At 66.1% G+C, this 26,122-nt stretch carries 32 protein-coding genes; 16 read left to right on the top strand and 16 right to left on the bottom strand.

From position 1 onward, the window contains the following. Window positions 1–34: 34 nt before the first annotated feature. Window positions 35–271 carry a DUF397 domain-containing protein gene (locus tag OHB26_RS34210; protein WP_330181382.1) on the bottom strand — a complete coding sequence of 79 codons (237 nt, stop codon included), beginning with the start codon at window positions 269–271 and terminating at the stop codon, window positions 35–37. A gap of 608 nt (window positions 272–879) precedes the next feature. Between OHB26_RS34210 and OHB26_RS34215 the strand changes: the two genes are divergently transcribed. Together OHB26_RS34215 and OHB26_RS34220 are read left to right on the top strand one after the other, a co-directional pair. Beyond that, entirely contained in the window at window positions 880–1,047 is a 168-nt protein-coding gene (locus OHB26_RS34215) for a hypothetical protein (protein WP_169812618.1), read from the top strand. A gap of 120 nt (window positions 1,048–1,167) precedes the next feature. Beyond that, on the top strand, window positions 1,168–1,461 hold the full coding sequence (locus OHB26_RS34220; RefSeq protein WP_067570479.1) for a hypothetical protein: 294 nt from the start codon (window positions 1,168–1,170) through the stop codon (window positions 1,459–1,461). An 82-nt stretch (window positions 1,462–1,543) separates the two neighbouring features. Here OHB26_RS34220 and OHB26_RS34225 read toward each other — a convergent pair whose 3' ends face one another. The 3 genes from OHB26_RS34225 to OHB26_RS34235 are packed head-to-tail and all read right to left on the bottom strand — an operon-like array spanning window position 1,544 to window position 3,413. Next, window positions 1,544–2,320: a GntR family transcriptional regulator gene (locus tag OHB26_RS34225; protein ID WP_330181383.1), complete on the bottom strand. Its 777-nt coding sequence runs from the start codon at window positions 2,318–2,320 to the stop codon at window positions 1,544–1,546. 47 nt (window positions 2,321–2,367) lie between these two features. Then, window positions 2,368–3,078, bottom strand: a complete 711-nt coding sequence (locus OHB26_RS34230) for a polysaccharide deacetylase family protein (protein ID WP_330181384.1) — start codon at window positions 3,076–3,078, stop codon at window positions 2,368–2,370. Window positions 3,079–3,086: 8 nt separating this feature from the next. After that, entirely contained in the window at window positions 3,087–3,413 is a 327-nt protein-coding gene (locus OHB26_RS34235; RefSeq protein ID WP_330181385.1) for a winged helix-turn-helix transcriptional regulator, read from the bottom strand. Between the two features lie 58 nt (window positions 3,414–3,471). Here OHB26_RS34235 and OHB26_RS34240 point away from each other — a divergent pair, with 58 nt between their 5' ends. Genes OHB26_RS34240 through OHB26_RS34250 form a run of 3 tightly spaced genes read left to right on the top strand, consistent with a single transcriptional unit; the run spans window position 3,472 to window position 5,199 of the window. Further along, window positions 3,472–4,206, top strand: coding sequence for an SDR family oxidoreductase (locus OHB26_RS34240; RefSeq protein ID WP_330181386.1), 735 nt, complete (start codon window positions 3,472–3,474; stop codon window positions 4,204–4,206). A gap of 47 nt (window positions 4,207–4,253) precedes the next feature. Beyond that, window positions 4,254–4,913, top strand: a complete 660-nt coding sequence (locus OHB26_RS34245; protein WP_330181387.1) for a LysE family translocator — start codon at window positions 4,254–4,256, stop codon at window positions 4,911–4,913. Between the two features lie 49 nt (window positions 4,914–4,962). Next, entirely contained in the window at window positions 4,963–5,199 is a 237-nt protein-coding gene (locus OHB26_RS34250) for a hypothetical protein (protein ID WP_330181388.1), read from the top strand. Window positions 5,200–5,313: 114 nt separating this feature from the next. Here OHB26_RS34250 and OHB26_RS34255 read toward each other — a convergent pair whose 3' ends face one another. Next, window positions 5,314–6,654 (bottom strand): oxygenase MpaB family protein, encoded by a 1,341-nt coding sequence (locus OHB26_RS34255; RefSeq protein ID WP_330181389.1) that lies wholly within the window; start codon window positions 6,652–6,654, stop codon window positions 5,314–5,316. Window positions 6,655–6,656: 2 nt separating this feature from the next. Continuing rightward, on the bottom strand, window positions 6,657–7,676 hold the full coding sequence (locus OHB26_RS34260) for an oxygenase MpaB family protein (RefSeq protein ID WP_330181390.1): 1,020 nt from the start codon (window positions 7,674–7,676) through the stop codon (window positions 6,657–6,659). Window positions 7,677–7,816: 140 nt separating this feature from the next. Here OHB26_RS34260 and OHB26_RS34265 point away from each other — a divergent pair, with 140 nt between their 5' ends. Then, a complete protein-coding gene (locus OHB26_RS34265; protein WP_330181391.1) occupies window positions 7,817–8,398 on the top strand; it encodes a TetR/AcrR family transcriptional regulator in 582 nt (193 codons plus the stop codon). A 21-nt stretch (window positions 8,399–8,419) separates the two neighbouring features. Here OHB26_RS34265 and hpnE read toward each other — a convergent pair whose 3' ends face one another. From hpnE to OHB26_RS34295, 6 genes are all read right to left on the bottom strand, one after another. Then, window positions 8,420–9,778, bottom strand: coding sequence for a hydroxysqualene dehydroxylase HpnE (gene hpnE, locus OHB26_RS34270; RefSeq protein WP_330181392.1), 1,359 nt, complete (start codon window positions 9,776–9,778; stop codon window positions 8,420–8,422). A gap of 87 nt (window positions 9,779–9,865) precedes the next feature. Continuing rightward, window positions 9,866–11,272: an amino acid permease gene (locus OHB26_RS34275; RefSeq protein ID WP_330181393.1), complete on the bottom strand. Its 1,407-nt coding sequence runs from the start codon at window positions 11,270–11,272 to the stop codon at window positions 9,866–9,868. Between the two features lie 176 nt (window positions 11,273–11,448). Then, entirely contained in the window at window positions 11,449–11,865 is a 417-nt protein-coding gene (locus OHB26_RS34280) for a pyridoxamine 5'-phosphate oxidase family protein (protein ID WP_330181394.1), read from the bottom strand. A gap of 72 nt (window positions 11,866–11,937) precedes the next feature. Further along, window positions 11,938–12,909: a non-homologous end-joining DNA ligase gene (gene ligD / locus OHB26_RS34285; protein ID WP_442942784.1), complete on the bottom strand. Its 972-nt coding sequence runs from the start codon at window positions 12,907–12,909 to the stop codon at window positions 11,938–11,940. Window positions 12,910–13,023: 114 nt separating this feature from the next. Further along, the gene (locus tag OHB26_RS34290) at window positions 13,024–13,215 is read right to left on the bottom strand and encodes a hypothetical protein (protein ID WP_330181395.1); all 192 of its coding nucleotides are present in this window, start codon (window positions 13,213–13,215) and stop codon (window positions 13,024–13,026) included. Between the two features lie 226 nt (window positions 13,216–13,441). After that, the gene (locus OHB26_RS34295) at window positions 13,442–14,500 is read right to left on the bottom strand and encodes a CBS domain-containing protein (RefSeq protein ID WP_330181396.1); all 1,059 of its coding nucleotides are present in this window, start codon (window positions 14,498–14,500) and stop codon (window positions 13,442–13,444) included. A 433-nt stretch (window positions 14,501–14,933) separates the two neighbouring features. Between OHB26_RS34295 and OHB26_RS34300 the strand changes: the two genes are divergently transcribed. The 4 genes from OHB26_RS34300 (at window position 14,934) to OHB26_RS34315 (ending at window position 17,319) form a co-directional block, all read left to right on the top strand. After that, on the top strand, window positions 14,934–15,356 hold the full coding sequence (locus OHB26_RS34300) for a CBS domain-containing protein (protein WP_330181397.1): 423 nt from the start codon (window positions 14,934–14,936) through the stop codon (window positions 15,354–15,356). A gap of 316 nt (window positions 15,357–15,672) precedes the next feature. Continuing rightward, the gene (locus tag OHB26_RS34305) at window positions 15,673–16,182 is read left to right on the top strand and encodes a LapA family protein (RefSeq protein ID WP_330181398.1); all 510 of its coding nucleotides are present in this window, start codon (window positions 15,673–15,675) and stop codon (window positions 16,180–16,182) included. A gap of 9 nt (window positions 16,183–16,191) precedes the next feature. Further along, window positions 16,192–16,347, top strand: a complete 156-nt coding sequence (locus tag OHB26_RS34310) for a DUF6131 family protein (RefSeq protein ID WP_330181399.1) — start codon at window positions 16,192–16,194, stop codon at window positions 16,345–16,347. A 57-nt stretch (window positions 16,348–16,404) separates the two neighbouring features. Next, window positions 16,405–17,319, top strand: coding sequence for a 2-hydroxyacid dehydrogenase (locus OHB26_RS34315; protein WP_330181400.1), 915 nt, complete (start codon window positions 16,405–16,407; stop codon window positions 17,317–17,319). A 25-nt stretch (window positions 17,320–17,344) separates the two neighbouring features. On the opposite strand, the gene OHB26_RS34320 is transcribed toward OHB26_RS34315, so the two are convergent. Then, a complete protein-coding gene (locus OHB26_RS34320; protein ID WP_330181401.1) occupies window positions 17,345–17,947 on the bottom strand; it encodes an Rv1733c family protein in 603 nt (200 codons plus the stop codon). Between the two features lie 157 nt (window positions 17,948–18,104). On the opposite strand from OHB26_RS34320, the gene OHB26_RS34325 reads away from it, so the two are divergent. Further along, window positions 18,105–19,052: an undecaprenyl-diphosphate phosphatase gene (locus OHB26_RS34325; RefSeq protein WP_330181402.1), complete on the top strand. Its 948-nt coding sequence runs from the start codon at window positions 18,105–18,107 to the stop codon at window positions 19,050–19,052. 19 nt (window positions 19,053–19,071) lie between these two features. Here the strand turns inward: OHB26_RS34325 and OHB26_RS34330 are convergent, their stop codons facing one another. After that, window positions 19,072–19,485, bottom strand: a complete 414-nt coding sequence (locus OHB26_RS34330; protein ID WP_330181403.1) for a hypothetical protein — start codon at window positions 19,483–19,485, stop codon at window positions 19,072–19,074. A 142-nt stretch (window positions 19,486–19,627) separates the two neighbouring features. On the opposite strand from OHB26_RS34330, the gene OHB26_RS34335 reads away from it, so the two are divergent. Together OHB26_RS34335 and OHB26_RS34340 are read left to right on the top strand one after the other, a co-directional pair. After that, complete coding sequence (locus OHB26_RS34335; protein WP_330181404.1) at window positions 19,628–20,482, top strand: hypothetical protein; 855 nt, start codon at window positions 19,628–19,630, stop codon at window positions 20,480–20,482. 71 nt (window positions 20,483–20,553) lie between these two features. Continuing rightward, entirely contained in the window at window positions 20,554–20,946 is a 393-nt protein-coding gene (locus OHB26_RS34340) for an NUDIX domain-containing protein (RefSeq protein WP_330181405.1), read from the top strand. Here OHB26_RS34340 and OHB26_RS34345 read toward each other — a convergent pair. After that, the gene (locus tag OHB26_RS34345) at window positions 20,925–22,184 is read right to left on the bottom strand and encodes an LLM class flavin-dependent oxidoreductase (protein ID WP_330181406.1); all 1,260 of its coding nucleotides are present in this window, start codon (window positions 22,182–22,184) and stop codon (window positions 20,925–20,927) included. The genes OHB26_RS34340 and OHB26_RS34345 overlap by 22 nt on opposite strands. A 150-nt stretch (window positions 22,185–22,334) precedes the next feature. Between OHB26_RS34345 and OHB26_RS34350 the strand changes: the two genes are divergently transcribed. From OHB26_RS34350 to OHB26_RS34360, 3 genes are all read left to right on the top strand, one after another. Next, complete coding sequence (locus OHB26_RS34350; protein WP_330181407.1) at window positions 22,335–23,066, top strand: M50 family metallopeptidase; 732 nt, start codon at window positions 22,335–22,337, stop codon at window positions 23,064–23,066. 116 nt (window positions 23,067–23,182) lie between these two features. Then, the gene (locus OHB26_RS34355; RefSeq protein ID WP_330181408.1) at window positions 23,183–23,992 is read left to right on the top strand and encodes an SAM-dependent methyltransferase; all 810 of its coding nucleotides are present in this window, start codon (window positions 23,183–23,185) and stop codon (window positions 23,990–23,992) included. 34 nt (window positions 23,993–24,026) lie between these two features. Then, window positions 24,027–25,301: a diguanylate cyclase domain-containing protein gene (locus tag OHB26_RS34360; RefSeq protein WP_330181409.1), complete on the top strand. Its 1,275-nt coding sequence runs from the start codon at window positions 24,027–24,029 to the stop codon at window positions 25,299–25,301. A 10-nt stretch (window positions 25,302–25,311) separates the two neighbouring features. On the opposite strand, the gene OHB26_RS34365 is transcribed toward OHB26_RS34360, so the two are convergent. Next, window positions 25,312–26,103 carry a 3-oxo-5-alpha-steroid 4-dehydrogenase gene (locus tag OHB26_RS34365; protein ID WP_330181410.1) on the bottom strand — a complete coding sequence of 264 codons (792 nt, stop codon included), beginning with the start codon at window positions 26,101–26,103 and terminating at the stop codon, window positions 25,312–25,314. Window positions 26,104–26,122: the final 19 nt, after the last annotated feature.

Here is a 26,122-nt window from a genome sequence, read left to right on the forward strand (position 1 = left end):
CGCGTACCACCGCGCCAGTTGCCAATGCTACCGCTCAGAGAGCGAGATCGTCGAACTCTCCGCTCTTGGCGCCCAACAGGAAGCATTCGATCTCCGGGCGGGTGTAGACCAGTACCGATCCTTCCGGATCACGAGAGTTTCGCATGGCCACCTCGCCGTTCGCCAGTTTCGCGAGTTCCACGCAGTTACCGCTCGGGTTGCTGAAAGTGCTCTTGCGCCAAGCGAGTTGAGCGCCGTCGATGTCGATACGGGTTGCCGGGTTGTCCATCATTTCAGACTCCTTGCCAGTACCACCCGTGGGTGGTGTCCCAGTACTTGCAAATGTTCGGTCAAATGTTCTTACAGTTGCAACCGCAACATGAACGATAGCACGCGAGTAGCCCGCTATCGATCCCTCGTTTTCGGCACATCCTTTGCAACACAACATGTTTGATCTTGAAGACCGGTGTGGCGATGCGAAGTTGTGAAGAAATCCCGACATTTCATACCGGACGGTCTGCCCGGATCAGGTGCGTGACGTCTTCGGACCCGCGCAGGGCAATATCTGGCGAACACCCCGGCCGACCCTCGAGCCACACAAAGCGGGCCATAGATAAAGGGCGGCAGACCCTCTGACGGGCGGAATGGCAAACGGTTGCCGAGCCGATTCGACCGACCGCCCCGAATGTGGCAGGGTGATCCGGAGGGAGCTTCGCCATTCCGGACATTTCGTCACAGTGGCGCAAGACGCGTAATCCCATACGCCCCAACAACACCGAATCGGACTTACTACATCCGACACGTGTCGTCGAACGTACAGATGCACTTGCATCTGCGACTTGCAGCCTCATACACTCGGTGCACCAATTCCCCCTCGGCCAGAGGCATCCAATGACACAGATGCTCGCCCACAGCACCGATCTCTCCGGTGATGACTGCGAAATAGAACCGCGCGGTTTGAATTACCGCCGGGCCCGCACCATTCTGCGCGCACACGATCAGCACTTCGCGTGCCGGCAGTATCTAGCGGCCATCGCGTATCTCTCCGCGGACAATGACGTCGACTGAATCCTCTTGTGCGGCAATCGGGTCGCGCGCCACGCGCGAAACTTGATGCACACCTTGCGCAAACCACCGTCCGGCGGGTACTCCGTAGAGGAACCCGCCGTCACGTGGAAGAGCGCCGAGATGATTCTGACTGCCGCCCACGATCTGCTGGGCCAAGACGTTCTGGCCCAAATCTTCAATCCCACACCGGAAACGCCGCCGGTGGCGGACAAGCTGTTGAAGCTGGTCCGCTACTTCACGTGGTTCGTCCTGTTATCCGGACTGCTCGCCATCATCTACGCCGGTGGCCGCTTCGCCTGGGAGAAATGGAGCGGTGGCGCGCTCACCGCCCCCAAGCAGATCGCCGGAGCGCTGGTCGGCGGCGTAATCGCCACCAGCGCAGGCACAATCATGAATGCCGTCATCGGCACCTAGCGCAAGCCGGGTAGACCGAAAACCGCCGGGCTGGTCCTGTCGTCTCAGACAAGACCGGCCCGGCGGCGTGAAATCGGACGAATTACGCGGTGGCCGCGTGAACTGTCTCCTCGACACCCTCGGCGGTGCCGACCAACTCCTCGAATCGGGCCACCACCTTCTGGTGGTAGAGCCCGAACAGATCCTCGAACAGCGCCAGTTGCGCCTCGCTCGGCCCGCCCTCGGAGTCCCAGACCGCGACCAGCGCGCGCCAGACCAGCACATGCAGATCCGGTGAGACCGCGAAGTAGGCATCCACCGCCTCGGGCACCTCGAGAATCATCTCGCCGATGGAGTTGAGCACCGCGCGCTGCATACCGTGCCCGAGCGCGGTGAGTAGCCGGCGCAGCAGGTTCAACTCGATGCGCAGCATGCGGTGCGGATCCGGATCAGCACCGCGTGCAAGGGTTTCCAGCTCGTCGATATCGGCCTTGAGATCGATCGGATCGACCCCGCGGTCACTGCCGGTGTAGGCGAGCAGCGCCTCCAGGGCGATACCGCGCTCCTCCTCGACGATATTGCCGAACATCTCCGCGGCCACCTCGGGCTCGGGCATGGAGAGCCGGAACAGTCGCCGGTACACATCCACGCCGCCCGCGGCGCGCACATCGCGGATCACAAATCCCTTGCCGCGGTGCGCATCCACGAATCCGTACGACTCGAGCCGTCCCAGAATCAGCTGCGCTGTCGCACGATTCAGATCGAACTCGTCTGCCACCTGTCGAACGGACGGCATGAGTCCACCGGGTGCGTATTGTCCCGATGCCACGCGGCGCGCCAATTCGTCGGCAACGTCAGCGACGACCGTCCGGTCTCCCATCGTGTCACCTCTCCACATCTGATTCACGTCCCAGACAGTGTATGTGTTCAGTCGGACAACTGCACAAGATCCGAGATCGTGACGAAGGTATAGCCCTGAGCCTTCAGTCCGGCGGCGATTCGCGGAATCGCGGCCAGCGATGACGCACCCGATTCGTACATGACATGCAGCAGGATTATCGAACCCGGTCGCACCTGCGCCAGTGTCTCGTCCACGATCTCATCGGTGCTCGCCCGGGTACCCGAATCGGGCTCCACATCCCACATGACCGTGGTGCGGTCATGCTGAGACAGATACATGGGCAGGCCGATGAGCTTCTTCCCATTGGGCGGGCGGACGGTGATCTCGCCCAGATAGCCGGTCTTCGCGATCTCGGCATCGGTGCGCTCGATCTCCTCGCGCACGGTACCGGGGCCGACCAGGATCATGCGGCGATGGGTGTAGCTGTGATTGCCGATCTCATTGCCCGCCTGGGCGATTGCCGCGCCCTGCGGTGGATGTGCGGCCAGCTCCGAGCCGATGAGATAGAAGGTGGCCGGAATTCCCGCGTCCGCCAAGGCTTTCAACACCAGTGGGGTGCGGTCGGAGGGCCCGTCGTCGAGGGTGAGGGCGACGACCTTGCGATCGGTGTCCACGCGCGGCACGATCCGGCCCGCCACCTGGAAGGTGCGCGAGTTCATCAAGACATAGAGCCCGGCCGCGATGAGCAGCAGCAGCACCGCGCCCAGGGCGGAGCCGATGAGCCGCTTGCGTCGCATGAAGATCTCTATCCGTTGTCGTCGACGGCCCGCTCCAGCTTGGTGCCCCAGCGTTCGGACCACTGCCACAACGGTTTCAGAGCCACCGCCAGTTCCCGCCCGGCCGTGGTCAATTCATACGACTTATCCGACTTCTTCAGCACCACATCGGCTTCCTGTAACCGCTGCATGCGCACCGAAAGCATGCTCGACGAGCAGTTACCCATGCGGCGGCGCAGTTCGAGGAAGCCGAGCGGACCGGGTTCGAGCTCCCAGATCACGCGCAGCATCCAGCGCTGGCCGAGCAGCTCCATGGCGGCCAGGTGCGGGTCCGGGGTTCGGCTTGCGCTTCTCATTCAGAACTACCATATTGGTTCTGAATTAGAAGCGTTGGTCGGGGCCGGAGGAGTGGATATGAAGCGAATTGTGTTGATCACCGGCGCGTCTCGCGGCATCGGCGCCGAGACCGCCCGGGTGCTCGGACACCGCGGCGACCACGTGATCGTCAACTATCGGGAGAAGCGCAGACGTGCCGAGACCATTGCCGCGGAGATCGCGGCGGCCGGGGGCAGCGCCTCGGTCGCGGGTGCCGATATCGCCGATACCGACAGCGCGGCAGGTCTGATTTCAGCCGTCATCGCCGAGTTCGGCCGCCTGGACGTGCTGATCCTCAATGCCTCCGGCGGCCTGGAGCGCGACGCCGCGCCCGATTACGCCATGCGACTCAACCGCGACGCGCAAACCCGGCTGGCTCGACTGGCCGTACCCCACCTACCGCGCGGCGGCCGGATCGTCTTCGTCACCAGCCACCAAGCCCACTTCTCCCCCACCCGCCCGGTCCCCGCGGGCTATGAGCCCATCGCCGCGAGCAAACGCGCCGGCGAGGACGGACTGCGCGCCATGATCCCCGAATTCATCTCGGATGGAATCGATTTCACCGTCGTCTCCGGCGATATGATCGACGGCACCATCATCGTCCGACTCCTCGAGCGCCGCGACCCCGGCGCGGTGACCGCCCGCCGCGAACACGGTGAGCTGCCGACCGTCGAGGAGTTCGCCACCGCGGTCGCCGACGCGACCACGGTCATCGCGGCTCCGGGCCACACCATCTACGTGGGCGGTAAGGACTTCGCCACTGCCGGACGCTAAGTGGAAAAGACCTGGCGGCGGACCGATTCGCATGCCAGCATCGCGTGATGCCGCATTGGGTTCATGTACTCCCCGCCTTCACCCTCGCCTGCCTGATCCTGGCCGCCTTGCCCGGCCCGGCGACGGCATTGTTCCTACAGCGGTCGGTGCGCGATGGGCGCAGGGCCGGGCTCGCGGCGGTGGCCGGAAATGAGATCGGGGTGTTCGGCTGGACGCTCGCCGGTGGAGCCGGGCTGTCCGCGCTCCTGGTCGCCAACCGGATGTTGAGTGTGGGCATCCATATTCTCGGCGCGGTCGTACTGATCTGGCTCGGGATTCAAGCCTGGCGCAGCACCCGCGGTATGCGACGGTCCGCGGGTGCGGATGCCTTCGGGGCGGCGCTGACCTCGGTCCTGCGCGGTGGCAAGACGCCGGCGGCGGCGTTTCGCGCCTCGCTCATCTCCATTGCGGCCAATCCCAAGGCGGCGGTATTCGGATTGACCATCCTGCCGCAATTCCTGCCGAGTAACGGCCCGGTATTGCCGACGGTGATCATTCTGGCCGCCATCCAACTCGTCATCGATACGCTCTGGTGTGCGGGCGTCGTACTCGCCGCCGATCGGGCCGGGGCCTGGTTGCGGCGAACCGAGATCCGGCAGCGGGTCGAGCGGGCGCTCGCGGCGATCCTTATCGGGCTCGGTATCGGTCTGGCAGCCGACGCCCGCTGAATTGTTTGTTTCGGCAGCCGCGGGCAATTCACCGGCGAGGAGGTGCGCGATGGTTGATGACGTGGAGAAGCGGTGGCACAGCCCGCCGACCTTTCGACGCGCCGCGCGTTATGTCGTCGGGGTGCTGATACTCACCGCCATTGTCGCGGCGCTGGCGCTGGTGTGGGCGGCCGCACGGCCGGAGTGTTCGAACTCCGATTCCATGCTCTGCGATTCGGCCTCGAGGCTGGCGGTGGGGTTGGGCCCGCGCTGGTTCTGCTCTTCGGTGGAATCGGCGCGTTCCTGATTACCTTTCGGGAGTGGCGAGCGGGGCGTACCTGGCCTATTTGGCAGGGCGCCGGATGGTTCCTATTCACAGTGATGATCGTTTATCTGAGCATCGCGGGTGGCTCCACCTGATTCACATCGGGCATGCGGACCCATCGTGATGATCGAATGGCGTGCCGCGGATTCCCACGCGCGCGGCCAGGAATCTCGCGACTTCGATATTGCGATTCCAGAAGGGATCGGAGTGCGCGGTACGCCGGATCATGCGCCCGCGCGCACCCGGCAGCCGGTCATCGAATGCGCGCAGGCGCACCGATGCCGTGGTGGCCAGGGCGGTCGCGGTGGACCACGGCTCGACCGGGACCGCGCGAAGTGGAGTGTCCGCCAGCAGGGTTCGAATCAGCGGTGCACTGCTGTAGAACGCGAAGGCACCCAATACCGGTGCGGTGGCAGCGATCCGCACTCTGCCCATCAACGATCTATCGGAGAAGGCGCGGGTTGCCGCACCGGCCATACCCGCGGTCCGCTCCGGTGCGACGCCCGCGGTGGCGACCATGTAATCGACCATCTCCATCCCCTCGGCGGCCGAGCGCGGAATCAGTTCGTCGGCGACTCCGAAGCAGTAGGCGATATAGGCCCAGTAGTGCATGACGGCATCGAGTTGTGCTGTGGTGCAGCGCCTTCCGTGTACATGATCGAAGCAGATCGGGGTCAGACCGAACGTGACGGCCGCACCCATGGTGGTGGCATTGGAGATCGGGTTCCCGTGCCGGGCGAAGTGCTCCGCGCCCCAGCGGCGGCGCAGCATGGCACGCACCTGAGCGTGCATGAGCCGCACGCGAACGGTGTCGTGCAGAATCGGTGAGCGGCGCTCCAGCGCACCGGGGGCGGTGACACTCCCGAACCAGACGGCGGATTCGAGATTGCGGCGGTACGGATCTTTGACGAAACGCCCGGTCTCCCCCACCGCCGAGGCGACCTCCGCACCGACGAACGTGCCCATGAAGTCCTGTACGCCCATGGCCATCTTCCCGGCGGTGGAGACATTGATCCAGAGTCGGCGGCCGTACTCCCACCGGTCCGGGTCGTACCACTGCGGCGGATTGTCTATGCGCGCAAAGAGATTCACGAGCTCGACGGGTGGATCGTCGACGCTGTCGATGCCGTGCTCCAAGGCCCGGTTCAGCATGCGACGACCGCCCGCGGTGCCCAGCCGACCGAAGGCCGCGACCACCTCGTCCATGGGTTCGTCGCCCTGCCACAGATGATCGGCCAACAATCGGGTGCGCGGGGTGTCCCGGGGTTCGCGGCGCACCGTCATCCACGGGGACAGCATGGCCTTGCGCGGTTCGTACCAGAGCTCCGAGGCCACCGCGCGGGGCGGCGGCGGGCGTAACGGCATTCCGGGCCGGTAGTAGTAGTCGTACGGATGCCCGCCGGTGGTCGCGGGCTGTGCGCCGGTGTGTGGTCGCATCGCTAAAACCCTGTCAGCTGACGGAATTTGGTGACCGAACCCGCGCCGGGATCGGCGTGGACGGGACAGTAGTGCTTGGGGTCGCCGCGGTGTTCCGTTGCGGGCCACAGCAATTCGGGCGCCTCCGGGGGCGGCATGGTGTCCGGCCGCTTTCCTGCGACTCGACGGCGCGCGGCGCGCACCCGCGGGAACGAGTACTTCAGCTCGGCCGGTGTCACCCGATTGGCGGCCGAGAGCGCCCCGCACAGTCGATCGAAGAGCCACTGATCGCGGGCGGTCCAGGTGAAGCCCATGGTGCGGCGAATCGCCGGATCGCACAGGCCGATGGTGACGAATTTGACCAGCCGCCCACCGCCGGGACGAATCAGCCTCTCCCACAACGGTTCGGGGAGATGGCGCAATACCGGGAACGGCGGCACCGGTGCGGTGTCGATGAGGTTGTAGACATCCCAGGCCGCGCGGGTGGGCTCCAGGGTGTCCCGGCACATATCGCGCCAGTAGCGCTGGAACGCGGGCCAGGACTCCGGCACCACCCGCGTACTCATGCCGTACAGCTCGTACCATCGATAGTGCTCACGCCAGAGTTGTTCGCGCTCGACACCGCTCAACCCGCCCATGAAGAGCTCGGCGGTGCGCAGGGTCTGCACGAAGAACACCGCGTGCGCCCAGTAGAAGGTGCCGGGATCGAGCGCGTGATACCGGCGGCCCTGTGCGTCAACGCCTTTGATCTCCCGGTGGTACCCGACGATCTCCTGTGCGGTGCGCCTGGCCCGCGGCCCGTCGAAGACGACGCCGAGAATCGGGTAGGCCGAGCGCAGGACGCGTTGATACGGCTCCCCCGCGATCTCGGAGTGGAACTCCACGCCCGCCCCGAGTCCGGGATGCATGTTCTGCACCATGCCCATGAAGAATCCGGTCGGCGCGTAGAACAGTGATCCGAAGATCTTCCAGGTCAGCGAGTCCGGGCCCAGGGGTATCGGCTCGGGACGGGGGTCGCTTGCGACTGCGGCTTGTGACACCATGGCCACAGGCTGACACGAATATTTACTCGCATTCAATTCGCATTCCGAACCGCAGTGGAAATGACATGCCACCGAAACGCCAAGCCCCGAAAACCCCTGGCGCACCCCGGAAATCACCGCAGCAGGAGCGCTCCCGAGCCATGGTCGGGCGGATTGTGGACGCGGGCGAGCGGGTGCTCATCGCACACGGTTACGACGGTGCGTCCACCAATCGCATTGCCGAGGCGGCGGGTATCAGCCCGGGATCGCTGTACCAATACTTCCCGAACAAGGACGCCGTGGTGGCGGCGGTCATCGAGCGCTATACCGGTACGGTCACCGAACGGGTGCGGGCGCGGGTGGTGGCGAATATGACCCGTGCGCCGGAAGTGGCGGTGCCGGAGACCATTTCGGAGTTGCTGGATGCGCTCGGCACCCATCGGGAGCTGCTGCGCGCGGTGGTGGAGCAGACTCCGCGGCTGTCCTCGGGGGCGACGGTACTCGCCTTCGAACAGCAGATCGGCGAGCTGGCGCGGCTCGGATTGTCCATGCGCTCACGCGAAGTCCCCGCGGATGTGGACTTCGACGCGGCGGCCTGGATGTTGGTGCGCGCCGTGGAGCATCTGACCATCCGCTACCTACTCGACGACCCGCCGATCCCGCGCGATCGCTTCCTGGCCGATATCACCCGCCTGGTGCTCAACTACTTCCGCGATCCCCGGCCACGAGTCGAACGCGAGTAGGCCGACCACGCGGCGCACTTGTTACCGGGCGGGCAGGGCCAGCAGGAGATCGACCGCGCGGGCGGCGCTCTGCGCGGCGCTCTCCATCGTGGCCGACCAGTCGGTTCGGGTCCAATCACCCGCGATGACCAGCGTCGGCACCGAGGTGCGCTGCCCGGGACGCAGACCGTCGGTCCCGACCACCTGGGAGAAGGTGGCGCGGGGCATCGGAACCACCTGCGCGTGCAGCACTTTGGCATCCTTGGCGGCCGGATAGTACCGGCGCAGCAGCTCCATCTGCTCGTCCACCACCTCGTCGTGGGGTTTGTGGATCTGGGCGTAGGCCCCGCTGGTGGTGAGGCAGTACAGCCAGCCGTGTTCCGTGCCGCGTCCGTGCATCCGCTGCCGATCGAAGACCTGATCGATGACATCGGCCCCGCCTATGAGCGCCTCCATCGCCCCCTCGGTGCCGAGCGGGCGATCCAGATACAGGTTGGTGCTCACGATCGGGGTGAAGCCCAATTTATCCGCGGCCGAATAGATTTCGTCATGTTCGGGCAGGTCGTCGAGTAATCCGCCGAGATAGGAGTTGGGTACCGCGCACACCACCGCGTCCGCGGGCACCACCTCGCCACCGGCCAGGATCACCCCGGTCACACTGCCGTCCTCGATCCGAATACGCCGCGCCACCGCGCGATGGCGCACCCGCACCCCGTGCCGATCGAACACGCGGTGCGCTCCGGTCACGAAGAGCGAATCGAGATCGGTGGTCGGATAGCCGATGCTGACGGGCTGACGATGCTTGACGCCCAATCTGATTCCGGTGGCCAGCACATCGGCGAAGACCTTGGCCGACTCCTGGCGCACCGGCTCCGCGGCGATGCCGAGCGCCAGCCAGTCCCACAGCGCCTCGCGCGCGGTATCGGGCATACCGAGTCGCCGGAACCATTGGTCGGTGGTCAGATCCGCCAGATCGGCGGGCTGACGCAGGCACTGCCAGCCCATCCGCATGGTGGCCAGCGCGGCGCGGGCCCGATCCGCCGGACCGGCATCGGGATGCGCGCCGAGCAGTGAGCGCAGCGCCCGAACCCCCTTGGTGCCCATGACGGTGGTGCGCCCGCCGGGCCAGCGCAGGACGCCCTGATGCGGGAATTTCACGAATTCGCGGGTGCCGACACTGGTCAGATAGCGGAACAGATGGTCGTATCCGCTGGCGATGACATGCTGGCCATTGTCCGGAATATCGTGCAGCGCAGGCACTTCCAGGGCATGGGTGCGGCCGCCGAGTCGCCCGCGGCGCTCCAGTAGCGTCACCTGTTTTCCGGCCTCGGCCAGCCAGACCGCGGAGGCCAGACCCGCGAGGCCGCCCCCGATCACCACATACTGTCGCGGATCGTTCATTCGCGCTCCCGGAGCCATTGCCTTCTGCTGGCAAGGTAGTCCTCCGGGAGCGCGCCTGTGCCGCGTTCGGTTGAAACGTGTTGCTGTTTAAACGCTTTCGCGCTGTGCGCGGCGACCCGTGAGCAGTGGATAGGCGGCGCAGACGAGAATGCCCCAGACCACGCCGACCACCAGGGCCGTACGACCCGATTCGGTGAAGAACAGCAGCACCACGACCAGTGCCAGGAAGGCCAGTGCCAGCACCGAGGTGAATGGCGCACCGGGTAGTCGGTAATCGCTGCCCGGAAGCAGCCCCGCCTTCACCCGAGCGCGATAGATCAGGTGGCAGACCAGGATGATGCCCCAGACGAAGATGATGCCCATGGTGGAGACCGAGGTGACATAGCCGAACGCCTTCTCCGGCGAGAAGTAGTTCACCCCGACGCCGATCACCATGACCGCCGCCGAGACCGCGATACCGGTGGCGGGCACCGATCGCGAGCTCAGCGTGCCCAGCCCGGCCGGAGCCTCATCGCGCTGCGCCAGACTGCGCAGCATGCGGCCGGTGGAGTAGATACCGGAGTTGCACGAGGACAGCGCGGCGGTCAACAGCACGAAGTTGATGATCGCGGCCGCGCCCGGAATACCGATCTGCTCGAACACCTCCACGAACGGACTGCGCCCGGCGTGGAAATTGCGCCAGCTGGAGACCGACATGATCACCACCAGCGCGCCCACATAGAACAGGCCGATACGGAACGGCAGGGTGTTGATCGCCTTGCGCAGGGTTCGCTTCGGGTCGCGGGCCTCCCCGGCGGTGACGCCGACCAACTCCACACCGACGTAGGCGAAGACCACGATCTGCAGGGCCAGCAGCGCCTGGTTGAAGCCGTTCGGGAAGACGCCGCCGTCACTCCAGAGGTTGGTGACGGTCGGGTCGGCCGCATGACCGAAGCCGAGGACGAGCACGCCGATACCGATGCAGATCATGGCGATGATGGCGGTGACCTTGATGATGGAGAACCAGAATTCGCCCTCACCGAACAGCTTGACCGACACCAGGTTGAGCCCGAACATAATGCCGAGCACCACCAGCGCGGTCACCCACTGCGGAATATCGAACCAGTACTGCACGTACTTGCCGGCCACGGTGATCTCGGCCATGCAGGTGCTGACCCAGACCGCCCAGTAGGTCCAACCGGTGGCGAAGCCGGCGAAGCGGCCCAGGAATTCGTTGGCGTACTCGGCGAAGCTGCCGGTGACGGGGCGATAGGTGAGCAGCTCGCCCAGCGCCCGCATAATGACGAAGATGGCCAGGCCCGCCGCCAGGTAGGCGAGGATGAGCGCGGGGCCCGCCTGTTCGATGGCCCCGCCCGCACCGTAGAACAGGCCGGTGCCGATGGCGCCGCCGATGGCGATCATCTGGATGGTGCGCGGTGACAGACCGCGCGAATAGCCCTCGTCGGCGGTGGTCGACCCGGTCGCGGTGACCGCCTGCCTATCCGATGCTGTCATGGTGTTCCTTCCACGTGCGTGCGGCCGCAACGCTTCCGGCATTGTGAACACCGATTCCCGTGGGCCGCGCCGAGCTTGCGAGCGGGTTGCCGCGCTCGGTCCAACGGCGTGTCAGGCTACCGGAGAGGTATCGGCCGTCACAGTCCCCGGTACCGGGAAACTACTCATGGGTAATGTCACCGCGGATTCTCGTCGACCAGTTCGAGGCCGGTGACGATCTCGGTCTCGATTCGAATCACATGGTCCATCGGCATATTGATCCACGGGTCCAGCAGCGTCTCGTAGCGCTGCACCTGTTCGGGATCCATGACCACCCGGGCCACGCCGGTGACGATGACGCTCCAGCCGCGCCGGGTGTGTTCGTCGAAGTCGTCGGCCTCATAGGCGACGATCTGCCCGTCACCTCGCAGCAGACTTGCGCCAAGATGCGCCCGCACCACCACGGTGTCCGCCTCGACAATATGGTTCACGGGTCTGATGATCGGAACTCCGCGGCGCGAGAAAACGATTCGGCCGTATTGCGCACTCGCCAACCGTTTCAGGGAATCGGCAACCGAGAGCTCGCGCAGCTTTCGGTGCCCTTCACCGCCCATTCCTCCGATTGTGGTCCAATCTTGCGAATTTCGCCAATTACGTTGTCGCAACACGAGGTTCGTAGCAAAGCCTTACCGCACCGGAGGCACTTCGACCTGCGCCGGAGCCTTGTCGGTGCGCAACCCCTTCCAACTCGGCATACGCAGTCGGGCGCCGGCGAATTCGCGGTACTCGACGTCACCGACCAGGATCGGCTCCACCCAGTGCCAGCCGCCCACAGCGGCTTCCGGCGGCGCCGGATCGAAAGGGCTTGTCGAGAGCGCGATTTCATCCAGCGTGCGGCGAATTGCGCGCCGGGCGGCTTGCGTGAAGCCGGTGCCCACATTGCCGATGTAGGCGAATCGACCGGTCTCGTCGTGCGCGCCGAGCACCAGCGAACCGAAGGTCGGGGCCATCGCACCGGTCCCGGGCGTCCACCCGGCAATCACCACCTCGGTGTTCTGCCGCAGCGGAGTCTTGATCCAGGCGGGCGAGCGACGGCCTGGAAGATAGACCGAATCGACGCGCTTGGAGACGATGCCTTCGAGGCGATGCTCACGGGCCACGTCCAGCAACTTGGTCGCATCCATTTCGAGCCACTGCGGGGGCGCGGAAAGCGGTGCGGTGAAGGAGAGTTCGGCGAGGATCTCACGGCGAATCAGATAGGTCTCACGCATGGTGTCGCGATCGTCCAGCGTGAGGATGTCGAAGGCGAACAACCGCACCGGAACCTCGGCGATCAACTGCTCGCCGGGCCGGGCCACATGCATGCGTCGTTGCAACCGCCCGAACGACGGTGCGCCGTCGGCCTCCTGGGCCACGATCTCACCGTCGAGGATCAGTGCTCGCTTACCCGCCAGGCCCTGCAGCGCCGTCACGAGCTCCGGATAGGAGCCGCCGACCCGATTGCCATTGCGGCTGTAGAGCGCGCACTCCCCCGCCGCGCAGACCGCGATGACCCGAACCCCGTCCCACTTCATCTCCCGCGCCCAGCCCGGCTCGTCCGGCGGCGCACCACCGATGGCGAGCATGGGGGCCGGGACACCCTGGAGCGGCCACGCCACGGCGAGCCGCTACCCGCGCTGACAATCGGGCAATAGGGACATGCCCCGGGAGTTTGCCTAATGATCGCCAATCCGAGGGTGCGGCTCGCCGTGAGCGATCGCTTCGTTACCGCTCTACTGAGCGGATATCCCCTGCTGACGCAGGACGTCCAGCACCTCGCCATGGCTGAGCGAGGAGTCCACGGTCAGGGTCTCCGACGCCTTGTCGGCGTTGACCGCACTGGTCGAATCCATTCCCCGCAGCGCCCGTTCGGCCTGATCGGCATCGCTGGTGAAATGGGGTAGCTGGAATGTGTAGGCGCTCATGGTGCCTGCCTCTCGTTCGGATTTCGCGGATACCTCCGCAATGACCGGCGCGCCGCGGGTGAAACCCGAAGTCCATCGGGGCGTGTTCATCGCTGTGGCGCAGGCGAATTCAACCGATGTACGCAACGGGTACCGGTGTAGATGGTCGGCATACACCGGTTGCAGTGGTCACACGCCGAGCGGGTGGACGGGTCGGCTTGGATGTGCGAGCCGGACGGGTCGTCCGTCAGCCGGTCGGCGTATACAACTTCGCCAGGAAGCGCCCGACGGTTCGCGCGGGCAGTCGGCGCGCCAGATCGGCCTCGGTGATGATGCCGATCAGCCGGTTGTTCTCGACGACCGGCAGCCGCCGGATCCGGTGTTGCCGCATCAAGCCCAGCGCGTCGGTGACGTTGCTGTCGGCCCGCACCGCGACGAGTTGGCCGGTCGCGACCGACCCGACCGAGGTCCGATACGGATCCTTACCAGCGGCAACACATTTCACGAGCAGATCACGATCGGTGACGATCCCGACCGGTGCACCGTAATGGTCGTGGACCGGTAGCGCGCCCACACCGAGATCCCGCATCCGGCACGCCGCCACGGCGATCGAATCGCTCTCGGCGATCGTCTGCACCCCGGGATGCATGATGTCGCGGGCGGTGTCGGCCACGATCTCGTTGTGCACCCCGACCACACCGTCCACGGCCTCGGTGAGCGCTGTGATGACCTCGATCATTCCAGAGCTCTCCACCGTCCCGCGCAGCGTGACCACACCATTACGGATATCGACGCCCACCTCGGACGGTGTCAGCCACATGGCCTTCTCCAGCACCTCGGCCCGAATCTCGTCGGCGAGTTCGGCATCGCTACGCAGGTAGACCGTGAGCAGATCCTTACGGCTGACGATACCGACCAGCACTCCCCCCGGATCCACCACCGCCGCCCGCTTGACGCCGTGCCGGGCCAGCACCGCCGCCGCCGCGCTCACCCGGGTATCCGGACCGACCGCCACCAACGGGTGATTCATCAGTTCAACGGCGGTCCGTCCGACGCCCTTGCGGGCAGATGCTTTGCGGCGCAGCGATATCCACGTCTTGATACCGGGCGCACCGCCGAGACGTGCCTGCCGATCGAGCAGATCCGCCTCACTCACCATGCCCACCACCCGACGCTTGCGGTCGAGCACCGGCACACCGCTGACATTGTGCCCGGCCAGCACCCGAACCACCTCGTGAAAAGGCATATCCTCCGGCACGCTGACCACATCTCGGGTCATCACATCGGCAACAGTCTTGTGCGCCATCGACACTCCTCCCATACCGCACTGCGATCTCCAGCGTTGCACGGCGGACGTCGAGGATCTGGAGGACGATATCCTCCCGCCGGGGGACGAAGGTCACCTGCGGCCCAGGGTTCTTTGTCAGCACGGTATTCGGGGGCCGGATCACACCGAAAGGACCAGGTGATCGGATTCGGTTGCACGAGTAGATCATCGAAGTCACCCACATCGAGGGCAACGCCTGTCGACGCGGTCCGCTTCCGCCCTGCCAAGGGTGCGAAAGCTTGCCCTGACACGACCGATGGCCGGCCGCGGACCGCGGGACTTCCGGCTCTACCCATGGACAGGGCAGCGGGGTGAGTATGAATCGATCAATCGCATCGCGGCGGAGTCGGGGGCTGCCTCGAGAATGAGAGTCATCCCCTGCCCAAGACCATAATTCGAGAGGACTCTCGTCATGACCACAGCACGCGAAATCATGCATGCGGGCGTTGAAACCGTCACCGACACCGACACCCTGACTCAGGCGGCACATCGCATGCGCGATCTGGACATCGGCGCGCTGCCGGTATGCGACTCCGAAGGTTATCCGGTCGGAATCGTCACCGATCGCGACATCGTCGTGAAATGTCTTGCCGGTGACCAGGATCCGATGAGCATGACCGCAGGCGCACTGGCGCAGGGGGAACTACTCACCGTGTCCCCGGAGAGCGATGTCACCGATGTGCTGGCCATCATGGAGCACAGTCGGATTCGACGGCTGCCGGTAATCGAGGACGGCCGATTGGTCGGGATCATCACCGAGGGTGACATCGCGCGCCGACTCCCGGAGCAAGCCGTCGGAGAGCTGGTCGAAGCGGTCTGCGCGCCGTCACTCTGAAAGCGATTCGAGCGGTATGAACGGCGGGCATTTCGAGTCTGCGCCCGGTCGCAACGACTGTCACGGGCCATCGGTCCCCCTCTTGGCGACGAAAGTCCTTGTTAGGCAAGGGTAATTATGGCGGGCGAGGGTCCAGGAGCTGCCCGGCACCGACACTCACACGCTCGACTATGTCTTCGCTCGCACCGCCGGAAACCCCGCGATGGGCAGGCTCGAGCGCGAGACGGGACGATGCGGGGACAGAGCGGCTCGGCGAGCCGCGGACAACGCCCCGTCCATGGGGTTTCATGCCACTACCAGCGGGCATAGCCTAATCATGTTCACCATCATCGGGCTCATCGTGCTGGTCGCGGCCGTGGTCGTCGGAGTCGCGGGCATAGTGGCCAACAGCGGCGAAAGCCATACGCTTCAGGGCGGATTCACCGTCTTCGGTCATACCTACGTCGGCTCCTCCGGCCTGCTCTTCGCCTACGGCATCCTCATCGGAGCCATCGGCATCTGCGGGCTCATCATGCTGCTGGCGGGCACCTGGACCACGTCTCGGCGCGGGATAGCCGCGCGCCGGGACCTGAGACAGTCGCGGCGCGAAATGGCCGCCGCGCGAAAGGAACTCGGCAAGCCTGTCACCCCCGCTGCACCCGCCAAGCGGTTCGCACCGCCGACGGCCGAGCCCGCGGCCGCGCCGGCCGCGGCCAAACCGGTCATGGCGAAACCGGCGGCGAAACCCGCACCGGCCGCACAACAGCAGCCGCAGTGGTCCTTGAACCGCTTCCTGCACCGGCCGTCGGCCGATAAATCGGCCAACCCCGCCACAACCTCGAAATAGGAATTCATCATGATTGTTCTCGGACTTGTTCTGCTCGTCGTCGGCTGGCTGGTGGGTATCCCGCTGCTGACCACCCTCGGCATCATCGTGCTGGTGGCCGGGCTCGTACTGTGGGCACTCGGCTCGATGGGCCGCCCGGTCGGTGGTCGGCGCTGGTATTACTGACGCCCCCGCCAGATAGGCGCGCGACCGCCGCGCGGCCCATCGGCTAGCGTCACCTCCATGACGGTGACTGTGCTGGTTCCCGATGATTACGGCCTCGCGGCGGTCTCACGCCTGGAAGGGGTGCGGGGACTGCGGTTCCGGCTCGGGGAGGCGCTGCCCGCCGGGGCCGAGGAGGCGCAGGTGCTGGTGCCCGGGTTCCTGGTCGGGCCCGAGGCGGTTCATATGACCTGGGAGCTGCCGAAATTGCGGCTGGTACAGCTGTTGACCGCGGGTGCGGAGGCTTGGGTGGGCAAGGTGCCAGAGGGGGTGCTGTTATCCATCGCGCGGGGTGCGCACGGGGCCAGTACCGCCGAGTGGGCGGTGACCGGATTGCTCACGGTGTACCGGGAGTTCGTCGAGTTCGCGCAGGCCCAACGCGAGCATCGGTGGACGCAGCATCAGACCGATACGTTGTCCGGGAAGCGGATTCTGATTGTCGGCGCGGGTGATCTGGCGCGGGAGCTGGAGCGCAAGCTGCTCGCATTCGATGCCGGCTGTGTCATGGTCGGCACGCAGGCGCGCGAGGGTATTCGCGGGGTGGACGAATTGCCCTCGCTACTGGGCGATTTCGATGCCGTGGTGATGATGGTGCCGGTGACCGCCGCGACCACCGGCATGGTCGATGCCGAATTCCTGTCCCGCATGGCCGATGGCGCGATCCTGGTGAATGCCGCGCGCGGCCCGGTGGTACGCACCGACGACCTGCTCGCCGAACTTCAGAAGGGCCGTCTGCGCGCGATTCTCGATGTCACCGATCCCGAACCGCTGCCCGCCGGGCATCCGCTCTGGGATGCGCCGGGCGTACTCATCACCCCGCATGTGGGTGGCAGCAGCCGGGGCAGTCAGCAGCGCGGCTGGGCCATTGCCACCGAACAGATCCGCCGCTATCTCTCGGGTGCGGCTCCCGAGAATCTGGTGCACGGCGAATACTGATCCACCACGGCGGATTCCACCGGGGCTACAGCGAGTCCTTGCCGATCGGCCGGTTCATCAGCCGCCATTCGCGCTCCAGCTTGGAGTTGCGCCGCGCCTCCAGCGCGGTCCCGGTGATCCACACCGATGCCGCTGCCGCACACCAGCTTTCGACCAGGACGGCCAGCCCGGTGCCGATACCCTCGGCCGCGGCCGCTCCCGGTCGCGCGGGTGCGATAGTCGGATTGCCGTCCCCGCCGATCCACAGCGGCACGGTCGCACCCGCCGCCTGCGGCCCCGGCACATCGATGGTCGCGGTCGCGGTGCGCCCGTCATGACTCCAGGTCGCGGGCGCCTGATACCGATCCTGATGCACCCCATACCGATCCGCCGCCGGTAGTCGCCGCGCATCCGCCGTCAGCGTGGCATCGACATGCTCCTTACCGGCATCCTGTGCGGTGATACGAGCCACCGCCCCCGTATAGCTCACGGTCCCGACCGCACCCGATACCGGCACGGCCACCGCCACCGCCACCACGGCAAGTGCCCGCACCACGATCTCGACCCGATCCGAAACACGCATGAGCGGACTGGGATTCCACGGCCGCACCCGCCACAGCCGCATTGACGCGGAAGCACCCTCCGACACCAGGACCACCTCCCGCACAGCGTCGCGACTACCCCTTACAACGGTAGCCATACCCACTCATCTACCCCTCGAAAAGTGGATTGTCCAGCGGAGATCTGTGAAATCTTCGCCGACCTCTCAGCGCCGTCACAGGCAGTGCTGCGTATCTTCACCGGCTATGGCCATCTCTTATCCGGAATCGATAGTCGTCGGCGCATTGCAGGGAGTCAGTGAGCTCTTCCCGGTCTCCAGCCTCGGCCACAGCATTCTGCTGCCCGCATGGGTCGGTGGGCAGTGGGCGCGGGATCTGGATATGGCCGCGCCGAATTCGCCGTATCTGGCACTGCTGGTGGCGATGCATGTGGCAACCGCGCTGGCGCTGGTGATCTTCTTCCGGCGGGATTGGATTCGCATTGCCGGTGGGCTCTGGGAGGCGGTGCGGATACGCGAAATCCGCACGGCCGAAGCCAGATTGGGTGTGCTGTTGATTGTCGCGACCGTTCCGGTCGGGTTGGCCGGGTTGCTGTTGGAGAAAGCGGTGCGCAACTATCTCGGCACCCCTGTCCCGACATCGATCTTCTTGACGCTCAACGGATTCGTGCTGCTCTCCGCCGAGTTGATGCGCAAGCGCGCTGTGCCCGCGCGGGTTGCCATGCCGACCGGGCATCACGCCGATCCGCGCTTCGACGACACCGTCGTACTGCCGGTGGTGAACCCCGAACTCCACTCCGATTTGCGCCTGTCCCAGCTCAGCGCCAAAGATGTGCTGCTGATCGGATCAGCCCAGATCGCAGCGCTTTTCCCCGGTATCAGCCGCTCCGGCAGCACCATCGTGGCCGGACTGTTCAAGGGCCTGCACCATGAGGACGCGGCCCGCTTCGCTTTCCTGCTGGCCACGCCGGTCATTCTCGCGGCGGGCGTGCTCAAGGTGCCGGAGCTGTTCAAGCCCGAGCATCACGACATCCTCGGCCCGGCGCTGGCGGGTTCGATCGTCGCGGGCGTGCTGTCCTATATCTCGATCAAATTCCTGGTCGCCTATTTCGAGACCAAGACGCTGACGCCCTTCGCCGTCTACTGCCTGGTGGCGGGCATCGGAAGCCTGACATTCTTCGGCCTGCGCGGCTGAGAATCCGAACTCCCTTCCCTCACTGGCACTTACCAGATGCCGCCTGATGCGCGCCAGCGATGACGGCCTGCCGCTGCTCATCGGTGAGTACCGCCCACTCCGTCGAGGAGGGGAATCCCTCGATCGCCTCATCGGCCGCCCGATCCACCGCCGCCTGCCCGGAGTCCGCGCGAATCTTGTCGAAGCGCGGACGAAGGTCCTCACAGGTCTTGCGCCGCACCTGATCCGGTGACGCCGCCGATGGCGCGGCAACCGTTTTCGAGCCCCCTGGCGGGAGGGTGACCTCGGTCGTGGTGGCGGCGCCGGGTGGACCGCTGGTGACCGACGCACTGGAGGTCCCTGGCACACCGCTCCCCGGAGTGGAATCGCAGGCGCCGAGTGTCAGCGCGAGCGTCACCGCGCACAGCGCGATCGAACCGGCCCCAGCCCTCATCCGCCAGCTCCTTCGAACGTATTCGCGGGCGATCCTGTCGTCTGGAGCGATGCCCGCGTCCCGGCCTGCCAAACCTCGACGCGGCCGGCGGGCGCGCGGACATGCGCGTTCGAGGTACGGGAGGCTCGTAGGCTTGGGTGGTATGACACTCGACGAGGTTGCGGGTGAGCTCTATGGATTGCCACCCGGAGAGTTCGTGGCGGCGCGAGACGAGCGGGCTCGAAAGGTTCGGGACGGCGGGGACAAGGCCCTCGCCACCGCTATCGGCGCATTGCGGCGGCCTACCGTGGCGGCGTGGGCGGTGAATCTGCTGGCTCGCGCGGCACGGGAGGACGTGCTGGCGCTCCTCGAGGTCGGGGACGCGCTGCGGGAGGCGCAGCGTCGGTTGTCCGGTGAGCAGCTGCGGACGTTGTCGACGCAGCGACAGCAGGCGGTCAACGGGCTGACCCGCAAGGCGGCGGGATTGGCGGCGGAGCATGGGCAGCGGTTGAGTGAATCGGTGCTGCGTGATGTCGGGAGCACTTTGCAGGCGGCGCTGGCCGATCCCGAGGTGGGTGCCCAGGTTCGATCCGGAACGCTGACGGCGGCTGCGAGTTACGAGGGATTCGGTCCTGCCGCATTGGTTTCCGTTCCCGCCGCTCCGGCCGAGAAACCCGTTGCGAGGACGGCGACTCCCCGCGACTCCGCTCCGGCCGCCGAGCCGGATCCGCGGGCCGAGGCTCGCCGCGACCTCGAGCGGACCCTCGCCGAGCTCGAATCGGCCCGCACCGCAATGGCTCACGCCCAATCCGAGCACGATCGTGCCGCCACCGACCTGACTCGCCTCGAATCCCGCATTACCGACCTGCGCGCCGAATTGACCCACGCCGAGGAGCAGCGCCGCTTCACCGCCGCCACCGAGCGCTCCGCACGGGACGCTCTGCGCCGCGCCGAGCAAACCCTGGAAGGGCTGGAGCGCCGCGCCGAGCAGGCCCGGAACCGACTGACCCCCAGCTGATTCCGCTAGTCGATCACCACCACCCGCAACGACGGCTGGCCATCCGGCGACGAGCCAATCATGATCATCGAATGAAAGAAAAGCACCTCGCCTACTGCCGCATCGAGCGCAACGGCACAGTGCTGCTGCTCCGCCGAGCACCCGGTGTCTTTCTCGCAGGGCGCTGGGAGCTCCCCGGCGGCACCATCGAGCCCGGCGAACACCCCGAACATGCCGCGATCCGCGAGGCGGCCGAGGAAACCGGGCTCACCGTCGAAGTCACCGACCCGCACTCCACCCACTCCTGGATGGATATCACCGGCCGCCCGCTGCGAATCCATGCCCATATCTACAACACCGCCGAACCGGGCCCGGCCTCGATAACGCTCAACCCGGCCGAACACGACGCCCACAGGTGGGCCACCCCCGCCGAAGCCGCCACGCTCGATCTGGCCCCGCACTTTCACGCGGCCGCAACCGGCTGACCGCCCGGGCGACGGAGTTTGGCCGCGAGCCAGAGCAGGACGCCGTAGCCGAAGGCCGCGTCGGCATTGGAGACCAGGGCCGCGGAGGGCAGGATTATGGCGTGGCGCAGGCCCGCGTCGGCGAGCTCCCGGATGCGGGCCAGTACCTGGTTCGGGGTGCCGACGATGAGCCAGTTGCGCAGGACCTCTTCGGGGACCTCGGCGATGGCTTCGCGGACTTCGGTTTTGGTGAGGCGGTGCGGCATCAGGTCGATGAGGCCGCGGAAGTCCTCTCCCAGCGGATGTTTCGCACCGGAGCGGGCCCACACCTGAGCGGAGGCGAACAGGCCGACATAGCGCATCGAGGGCGTACGCAGCAGTCGGCTGATACCGGATTCTGTTCGCGCGGTGAGGAATTGCAGCATGGCGGCGGGGACGATGGCATCGGGATCGCGACCAGCGGTGACCGCGGATTTGCGGACCACCCGCAGCCGCCGCTCGTATTCGTCCGGCGACAGCGACTCCCAGGGGTACCAGCCGTCGGCGTACCGCCCGGTGAGCTCGAGCATGCGCGGTCCGTGCGCACCGATCCACACCTGCGGCATACGATTCGTCGGACAGGTCAAATCCATTGGCGCTTTGTCGATTTGATGGTAGCGACCGGAGAAGTCGATCGGCTCGGTCGAGGACAGCGCGGCACGCAACACCGGTAGCGCCTCCTCCAGCCGATCCACCGGCCGGTTCCAGGTGAATCCGTAGGGATCGAGATTCTCCCGTTCCCCCGAGCCGATTCCGAGAATGGGCGGCACCTTGGTCATATGCGCGAGGGTGAGGAATGTCTGCGCCAGCAGCACCGGATGCCGTCGATGCGGGTCGGTGACCCCGACCCCCAACTGCACCCGCCCCGCCCCCGCCGCGAGATGCGCGAGCAGCGGTGCGAAGTCGAGCTGCGCGTCCGGACTCTCGACGGTTCTGGCCTGCGCGGTGAAGTCGGAGTCCCATATCGCCCGCGGAAATACGCTGATCAGATGATCCGGTGCGAGTATCGAATCCAATCGCCCGAGCCGCGCCATCCGCACCACCGATCGCGCTGCGGCCAACGGCGGATTGACACCGGTGAGCGTGCCCACCGCGAACGTTTTCCGATCCTGCGAGTCCGACACGGTGGTCTCCTCTCCGCGGGGCGGCCCCGGTAGCGGGCCCGCGCCGATTATCGCGCCGTCCTCGGTGCCGCGTCCGCCGAACCCGAGCATTGCCATGGCGACACCCCGGCGGTGAACATCATTGTCACGCTCCGGGATTCACCGGCGCGCCGGGCAGCCGCCGCCACGCCCGAGGTGACATGCCGGTAGCGGATGCCGGTGTGCGGCTGTCTGGCTCCTCTCAGCCGCACTCGCTATGGTTCGGCGATGCACAGCGCAGAGTTCGTCGAACACGGCAGCTCGATCGTGGATCGACTGACCACCACCCAGTCCGCGCCGCCGTGGCAATTGGTGATCGTGACGGGAGTGATCGCCCTGCTACTGGTCGCGTTCCGGCCGACCTGGCGGCTGGTGCGCAATGTGGTGACGATCGCGCACGAGGGCGGGCACGCCTTCACCGCGCTGTTGACGGGTCGGCGACTCAACAGCATCCGTTTGCACTCGGACACCTCCGGACTCACGGTCTCCAGCGGAAAACCGTATGGCTTGGGCATGATCCTCACCAGCGCCGCCGGATATCCCGCGCCCGCGCTGCTGGGTCTGGCGTACGCCGGACTGCTCGGCGCGCACCGAATCACGCTGATGCTCTGGCTGACCATCGCATTACTGCTGGTCCTGCTCGTGAAGGTGCGAAACTGGTACGGCCTGCTCTCCATCTTCGTGGTGGGCGGCGTGCTCTTCGCGGTGTCCTGGTTCGGCACCGACGAGACCCAGGCCGGACTCGCCTACTTCGCCGCGTGGTTCCTGTTGCTGGCCGCGGTGCGCCCGGTGATCGAGTTGCAGCGCAATCGCCGTCACGAGCCGAACTCCGATGCCGATCAGCTGGCACACCTCACGCACATCCCGGGACTAGTGTGGGTGGTGGTGTTCGGATTGGTGGCTTTGGGCTCGCTGGTCCTGGGTGCCCGGTTGCTGTTGGCCGGTGTACCGCTGCGCTGAGATCGATGCCGCTACAGGATTTCTGGAGAACCCGGGCTAACATCGCGGTGCACCGTCCGGGTGATCGGAATACGGGATCCTCCGGCCGGGTTCGATCGATCGCAGGAGGGTGCAGGATGGAAAGACCGGTATGGGCCCCGGAGGGTGTGGACATGACGCTGGCCAGCCCGGCCCGCATGTATGACGCACTGCTGGGTGGCTCGCATAACTTCGAAATCGACCGGCGCTCCGCGGAAATGGGCAAAACTCTCGTTCCGGACCTGCCTCGGGTGGCGCTCAGCAATCGCGCGTTCCTGCGCCGCGCGGTCCGCTTCCTGATGGATCAGGGCGTGACCCAATTCCTCGATATCGGCTCCGGCATCCCGACCGCGGGCAATGTGCACGAGGTGGCGCAGGAGATCGATCCGAACTCCCGCGTGCTGTACGTCGATATCGATCCGGTGGCCGTCGCACACGCGCGCGCGATTCTGCAGGGCAATGCGGGTGCCGCCGCCATCGAGGCGGATCTGCGTAAACCGGCCGAACTGCTGGCCGCCGCCCGCGCGACCGGCATCATCGATTTCGAGCGTCCGGTCGGCGTCCTGCTCTTCGCGGTCCTGCACCTGCTCAGCGCGGACGACCGTCCGGGTGAGACGGTCGCCGCCCTGCATGCCGCGGTACCGGCGGGCAGCTATGTGGCCATCTCGCATCTCACCACCGCGACCCGCCCCGAGGATGCCGCCAAGCTCGGTGCGAACGCGGCCGATCAGAGCAAGGTCGGTATCCACTTCCGGTCCCGCGAGGAAATCACCGCCTTCTTCGACGGCTGGGAACTGGTGGAGCCGGGCGTCGTCGAATTACCGCTGTGGCGACCGGAGTCCGATCTCGATCAACACGAAACACCCGGCCGCTCTCTGGGTTTGGCCGGTGTCGGCCGGAAAGCCTGAGCGGCGGTAGGGTTTTCGGGGCAGGGGGTCTCAGGTGGGAGCAGCACACGATCTGGCGGTGCGGTGGGCGGCCATGCTCGACGGCGCGGTCGCGCCCACGCTCACCCGCGCCCAGGTCGAGCAGCTTCTGGACCCCTTTGCCGAGGGCTTGATCGCCGCGGTGCGCGGCACCGCCGATTCGAAGGTGGCCCGCGAGGCCGCCGAGGCGCTGGTCGCGGCGAATTACCGGGACCCACTCGCGGTGCACCGTTCGGTACTGGTGCTCTGCAAGGATCTGGTGCGGGCCGTCTGCGCCGATCCCGAAGCGCCCGACGGTGAGGTGGTGCGCGATCGCGCGATCGATGTGGCCGCCGAATTCGCCGCCGCGTTCACGGCGGGATTGCGCAATGCCGCACTGACCGAACAGGAGAGCACCATGGCGGCGGTGCTGGTCGCGGCCCGCGAGGCCGAGGCCAGACGGCAGCTGTCCGAGGCCCGCTTCCAGGCCATCTTCGACGGCGCGTCGGTCGGTATCGGCACCATCGACATCACCACCGGCCGGGTGGTGGATGTGAACAGCGCCATGGCCGAAACACTCGGTGTCCCAGCCGATTCCATGCCGGGGCGGTCGGTGGCCGATATTCTCGGCCCGATCAATATCGGCACCGCGTTCGAGCGCTTCCAGCAGCTGATCACCGGGCAGGTGGAGAGCTTCCGCACCGAGACCGTGCACACTCGGCCCAACGGTTCGGTGACGATCATCGACCTGTCCATGTCGGTGGTGCGCGACAGTGTGGGCAAGCCGCGCTTCCTGATCGGCGTCACCGTCGATGTCACCGAACGCAAACAGCTCGCCGATCAACTCTGGTACGACGCGCACCACGATTCGCTGACGGGCCTGCCCAATCGACTGCTCTTCTTCGACCGGCTCGCCGCGGCCGACGGTCAGGTGGGCGTCTGCTATCTGGACCTGGACGGGTTCAAGGAGATCAATGACCGGCGCGGTCACACCGCCGGCGACCGGGTGCTCTGCGATGTGGCGCAGCGCCTGCGCGCCGCGCTGCCGGAGAACGCGGTGGCGGCCCGCCTGGGCGGTGACGAATTCATCGTGCTGGTCGAAGAGTGCACGGGCGGAGCGGAATTGACCGCGGTCGCGGAGAAGATCCTGGCGGCACTGCGCGAACCGTTCGATGTGGCAGGGCTTTCGGTGACGGTGGGCGCGAGTATCGGTACCGCACTGGTGGATACGCACTCCACCGCCATCGATGAGCTCATGCACGCCGTGGACACCGCCATGTATCTCGACAAGGCGACCCGCCAGCGGCGTTAGTTCGCAATGCTCAGATCACGAAGGGCACCAGCGCTTTTCGCTCCGCCGGATAGTCCGCGAACTTCTCCCGGTACCAGGTGTGCGTGGCGAAGGCGCGCGGCACCAGATTGCCGAAGGTGATAAGGAAGATGACCACGCCCGGCAGCGCCCAGGTCAGGATCGCGAAGCCCGCCCAGGCCAGCAGTTCACCGAGATAGGTGGGGCTGGTGACGAATCGGAAGCCGAGGCCGAAGGGCACCTTGTACTCCGTCGCACCCGGATTGTTCTTGTCGCGAAGATTGCGAACGATCCATTCGGAGCTGGTCAGCAGGGCGAATCCGCTCAGATAGATGACGAGCCCGATCAGAAAACGCGGATCGGTCAACCAGTCGGAGCCGTATTGCCCCAGATAGTCGTGGCTGAAGAGCGCACCATTGAGGTAGCCGTGCATGGCGGTGACGAACATGCCCATGCCGAGGACCGAAACATTGAAACTGCTGGTCTTACCGGGCACCTGGCGAATCGAGAGGGGGAAGAACCAGCCGCGATTGGCGTAGTGCAGAATCCAGATGGCCGCCAGCACCAGGGAAGTCGGCTCGAATCGGTTCGGACCGCTGAGGTAGGCGACCGCGAAGACCACGGTGGCCGGAATCTCCATCAGCCACCAGCCGAGCTTCGGATTGAGGTTGAGGCCGAGTTTGGCGGTGGCGAAGCGGCCGTACGGGCTCTGCCCGAACAACCCTCCCACCAGCACGAACGCGGCGAATCCGAACGCGATCGTCAAGACGGTGTCATAAACGGTGTTACCGGTGTACCAGTTCATTCAGGGTCCTTCGTCGAAA

Source organism: Nocardia sp. NBC_01503 (genome assembly GCF_036327755.1).
Lineage (GTDB): Bacteria > Actinomycetota > Actinomycetes > Mycobacteriales > Mycobacteriaceae > Nocardia.

Bases quoted from the DNA above. Each gene is read 5' to 3' on its own strand.
- OHB26_RS34210 (WP_330181382.1), bottom strand. From the start codon at position 271: ATGATGGACAACCCGGCAACCCGTATCGACATCGACGGCGCTCAACTC.
- OHB26_RS34215 (WP_169812618.1), top strand. From the start codon at position 880: ATGCTCGCCCACAGCACCGATCTCTCCGGTGATGACTGCGAAATAGAA.
- OHB26_RS34220 (WP_067570479.1), top strand. From the start codon at position 1,168: ATGATTCTGACTGCCGCCCACGATCTGCTGGGCCAAGACGTTCTGGCC.
- OHB26_RS34225 (WP_330181383.1), bottom strand. From the start codon at position 2,320: ATGGGAGACCGGACGGTCGTCGCTGACGTTGCCGACGAATTGGCGCGC.
- OHB26_RS34230 (WP_330181384.1), bottom strand. From the start codon at position 3,078: ATGCGACGCAAGCGGCTCATCGGCTCCGCCCTGGGCGCGGTGCTGCTG.
- OHB26_RS34235 (WP_330181385.1), bottom strand. From the start codon at position 3,413: ATGAGAAGCGCAAGCCGAACCCCGGACCCGCACCTGGCCGCCATGGAG.
- OHB26_RS34240 (WP_330181386.1), top strand. From the start codon at position 3,472: ATGAAGCGAATTGTGTTGATCACCGGCGCGTCTCGCGGCATCGGCGCC.
- OHB26_RS34245 (WP_330181387.1), top strand. From the start codon at position 4,254: ATGCCGCATTGGGTTCATGTACTCCCCGCCTTCACCCTCGCCTGCCTG.
- OHB26_RS34250 (WP_330181388.1), top strand. From the start codon at position 4,963: ATGGTTGATGACGTGGAGAAGCGGTGGCACAGCCCGCCGACCTTTCGA.
- OHB26_RS34255 (WP_330181389.1), bottom strand. From the start codon at position 6,654: ATGCGACCACACACCGGCGCACAGCCCGCGACCACCGGCGGGCATCCG.
- OHB26_RS34260 (WP_330181390.1), bottom strand. From the start codon at position 7,676: ATGGTGTCACAAGCCGCAGTCGCAAGCGACCCCCGTCCCGAGCCGATA.
- OHB26_RS34265 (WP_330181391.1), top strand. From the start codon at position 7,817: ATGGTCGGGCGGATTGTGGACGCGGGCGAGCGGGTGCTCATCGCACAC.
- hpnE (WP_330181392.1), bottom strand. From the start codon at position 9,778: ATGAACGATCCGCGACAGTATGTGGTGATCGGGGGCGGCCTCGCGGGT.
- OHB26_RS34275 (WP_330181393.1), bottom strand. From the start codon at position 11,272: ATGACAGCATCGGATAGGCAGGCGGTCACCGCGACCGGGTCGACCACC.
- OHB26_RS34280 (WP_330181394.1), bottom strand. From the start codon at position 11,865: ATGGGCGGTGAAGGGCACCGAAAGCTGCGCGAGCTCTCGGTTGCCGAT.
- OHB26_RS34290 (WP_330181395.1), bottom strand. From the start codon at position 13,215: ATGAGCGCCTACACATTCCAGCTACCCCATTTCACCAGCGATGCCGAT.
- OHB26_RS34295 (WP_330181396.1), bottom strand. From the start codon at position 14,500: ATGGCGCACAAGACTGTTGCCGATGTGATGACCCGAGATGTGGTCAGC.
- OHB26_RS34300 (WP_330181397.1), top strand. From the start codon at position 14,934: ATGACCACAGCACGCGAAATCATGCATGCGGGCGTTGAAACCGTCACC.
- OHB26_RS34305 (WP_330181398.1), top strand. From the start codon at position 15,673: ATGTTCACCATCATCGGGCTCATCGTGCTGGTCGCGGCCGTGGTCGTC.
- OHB26_RS34310 (WP_330181399.1), top strand. From the start codon at position 16,192: ATGATTGTTCTCGGACTTGTTCTGCTCGTCGTCGGCTGGCTGGTGGGT.
- OHB26_RS34315 (WP_330181400.1), top strand. From the start codon at position 16,405: ATGACGGTGACTGTGCTGGTTCCCGATGATTACGGCCTCGCGGCGGTC.
- OHB26_RS34325 (WP_330181402.1), top strand. From the start codon at position 18,105: ATGGCCATCTCTTATCCGGAATCGATAGTCGTCGGCGCATTGCAGGGA.
- OHB26_RS34330 (WP_330181403.1), bottom strand. From the start codon at position 19,485: ATGAGGGCTGGGGCCGGTTCGATCGCGCTGTGCGCGGTGACGCTCGCG.
- OHB26_RS34335 (WP_330181404.1), top strand. From the start codon at position 19,628: ATGACACTCGACGAGGTTGCGGGTGAGCTCTATGGATTGCCACCCGGA.
- OHB26_RS34340 (WP_330181405.1), top strand. From the start codon at position 20,554: ATGAAAGAAAAGCACCTCGCCTACTGCCGCATCGAGCGCAACGGCACA.
- OHB26_RS34345 (WP_330181406.1), bottom strand. From the start codon at position 22,184: ATGGCAATGCTCGGGTTCGGCGGACGCGGCACCGAGGACGGCGCGATA.
- OHB26_RS34350 (WP_330181407.1), top strand. From the start codon at position 22,335: ATGCACAGCGCAGAGTTCGTCGAACACGGCAGCTCGATCGTGGATCGA.
- OHB26_RS34355 (WP_330181408.1), top strand. From the start codon at position 23,183: ATGGAAAGACCGGTATGGGCCCCGGAGGGTGTGGACATGACGCTGGCC.
- OHB26_RS34365 (WP_330181410.1), bottom strand. From the start codon at position 26,103: ATGAACTGGTACACCGGTAACACCGTTTATGACACCGTCTTGACGATC.